The sequence below is a fragment of the Rhodopseudomonas sp. BR0C11 genome, assembly GCF_010820945.1.
Classification (GTDB): Bacteria; Pseudomonadota; Alphaproteobacteria; order Rhizobiales; family Xanthobacteraceae; genus Rhodopseudomonas; species Rhodopseudomonas palustris_H.
The window spans coordinates 1-2,290 of sequence record NZ_QTKI01000570.1; the positions used below are offsets into that span (position 1 = coordinate 1).

The following is a 2,290-nucleotide window of genomic DNA, read 5'->3' on the forward strand; positions in this document are numbered from 1 at the left end:
CTTCGACGTGGTGCTGCGCGGCGTCTATCCCGAGCCGGACGACGCTGCCGCGTAACTTTGTGAGATGGCTTCAGCGCGCCGGTGCGCGCTTCAGGTGCAGGTAGCCGGGATCGAATTCTCCGATCTTGGCGAGCCCCTGCCAGTTGCGGATCGTCAGCACCCCATAGCGGAAGTCCATCGTCTTCGACGCCCGCAACGACGAGATCGTGCGGTTCACGGTGGCGATCGCCATGCCCAGCGTGTCGCCGAGCTGGGCGAGGCTGATCGGGAGCTGCATTGAATTACCGTCGGTTAGCTTCGAGACCTCGGCGCGGTAGAACAATTCGCAGAACAGATGCGCCATCCGCGCCTTCATCGTCCGGGCCGAATTGTTGGTGATCGCTTCGCGGAAAATCGCCGCGTCCACAAGGGTTTCGCGCCAGATCGCAAAGCTGAGCCCGGGCCGGGCTTCGAACATCCGCAGGATCTCCCGATGCGGAATGATCGCCGTTACCGCGTGCCCAATCGCGCACAACGAATGATCCATCCGCTCCAAAAAAATCCCCTGCGCATCCGGCAGGTCGCCGACCATGTGAAACGACAGGAATTGGCGGCGGCCGTTTCGCTGCAAATGATACCGCCCGACCATGCCTTCAACGACGAGCGCGGCGCCCTTCGGCGTTTCGCCTTGGCGGATCAGATCTTCGCTGCTCTCGAGCTCCCGCAGCGTAAAACTCAAATTGCGGATTGCGGTGAGGTCATCGGCCGACAGACGGGAATGCTCGCGCAGTTTGTCGATCAGGACGCGATGGACATCCTTCATGGTCCGCCTTTCAAGTTAGATCATCTGATAGAGTTGATGGAACTTGGGGGCTTCAACTCCGAGAGGCGGCAGAGGTTGCTATTTTTTCGGACGCCGGCCGGCCGCGGTCGTCGTCGCTTGCGAGGCATGGCTCCGACGTGCTCTGTCGGATGGATCATGACTGCGCGAGGATGACCGATGAACGACTTCAGCCGGCTGTGGCTGGTGCGGCATGCGCCGGTGGATGGGCCAAAGGGCGTGATTCACGCCCCCGAGGCGCCGGTCGATCTCGGTGACACTGCGGTGCTCGCTGCGCTGGGCGAAAAACTGCCGTACGATGCGACGGTGGTCGCCAGCCCGAGCCGGCGCACGCGCGAGACCGCCGCAGCGCTCGGCTTCGATGCGATGCTCGACCCCGATTTCCGCGAACAGGATTTTGGCACCTGGACCGGGCGCCGCCACGACGATCTGTCGCGTGAACTCGGCCCTGCCTACGATGCATTCTGGCAGGATGCGGCGCGCTTGGCGCCGCCGGGCGGCGAGAGCTTTGTCGACCAGATCGAGCGGGTGCGGCGGGGGCTGGCGCGGCTGCCCGGTGGTGACGTCGTGCTGGTGGTACACTCCGGCACCATTCGCGCCGTGCTGGCGATTGCCCTTAAGACATCCCCCGAGGCTGCGCTGAGCTTTGTGATTGATCCGCTGTCGCTGACCCAGATCGACCGGCTGGGCTCGTCCGGCTGGCGGATCGTCTGGGTCAATCGCGTAGTCGGTTAGGCTGGCCGTTTAGAACGAAGCCTTTTTGCTTGCACAGGCTGCGGCCCCGTGCTCTGGTTTTGACGTCTTCGGTGCCTCGCGTGCGAGGTGAAACTGGGAATACGGTGCGGTGTTTTTCGCCAAATCCGTAGCTGCCCCCGCAACTGTAAGCGGATCTGTCCGGATCATATGCCACTGACGCCAACGGCGTCGGGAAGGCGATCCAGGCGACATCCGTGAGCCAGGAGACCGGCCGAAGACGGAAGCATCTAACCGATCGACGGCGGGTCGAGAGCGGAGCAGCGATGACCGAATTCTTTTAGCAAGGCGAAGCCGCGTGCAGCCGCGATAGGCGTCACGCCACGCTTGGCATCGCCTAGCACTCATCCCCTTCAATCAGAACCAGCCACAGCGCCGCCGCGATCGAGCCGGCGGCCCATTGCTGCGGCGCGAGGGAACGGTCATGGAGCCGAAAGACACAACTACCAACGAAGCCTTCAAGGGCTTCACCAACGAGGCCTGCCCGTTTCTGCCGTGCCATCGCGGCGTCGAGCGGGAATTCAACTGCCTGTTCTGCTACTGCCCGCTGAGCGCCTATCAGTGCCCCGGCCCCTACAAGACTTTCGTCGATCGCAATGGGCTGACACGCAAGGATTGTTCGGACTGCACCTTGCCGCACAACGGCTATCGGCGGTCGTGGAATTTCATCCAGCGCTGGCTGGAACGGCCGATGCCTTGGGACAGCCAGCCCCAGGA

The 2,290-nt window shown here is 63.1% G+C and carries 3 protein-coding genes and 1 riboswitch; of the genes, 2 read left to right on the forward strand and 1 reads right to left on the reverse strand.

From position 1 onward, the window contains the following. Positions 1-70 precede the first annotated feature (70 nt). A complete protein-coding gene (locus tag DYI24_RS25215; RefSeq protein WP_164574263.1) occupies positions 71-802 on the reverse strand; it encodes a Crp/Fnr family transcriptional regulator in 732 nt (243 codons plus the stop codon). A 177-nt stretch (positions 803-979) separates the two neighbouring features. Between DYI24_RS25215 and DYI24_RS25220 the strand changes: the two genes are divergently transcribed. Both DYI24_RS25220 and DYI24_RS25225 read left to right on the forward strand, forming a co-directional pair. Next, the gene (locus DYI24_RS25220; protein ID WP_164574264.1) at positions 980-1,555 is read left to right on the forward strand and encodes a histidine phosphatase family protein; all 576 of its coding nucleotides are present in this window, start codon (positions 980-982) and stop codon (positions 1,553-1,555) included. 52 nt (positions 1,556-1,607) lie between these two features. Beyond that, a riboswitch (cobalamin riboswitch) is annotated at positions 1,608-1,806 on the forward strand. Positions 1,807-1,997: 191 nt separating this feature from the next. Next, positions 1,998-2,290, forward strand: a 293-nt coding sequence (locus DYI24_RS25225) for a cysteine-rich small domain-containing protein (protein ID WP_164574265.1), incomplete at its 3' end; no start/stop codon positions are given.

Excerpts from the sequence above, each read along its gene's own strand:
- DYI24_RS25220 (WP_164574264.1), top strand. The coding sequence starts at position 980 with ATGAACGACTTCAGCCGGCTGTGGCTGGTGCGGCATGCGCCGGTGGAT.
- DYI24_RS25215 (WP_164574263.1), bottom strand. The coding sequence starts at position 802 with ATGAAGGATGTCCATCGCGTCCTGATCGACAAACTGCGCGAGCATTCC.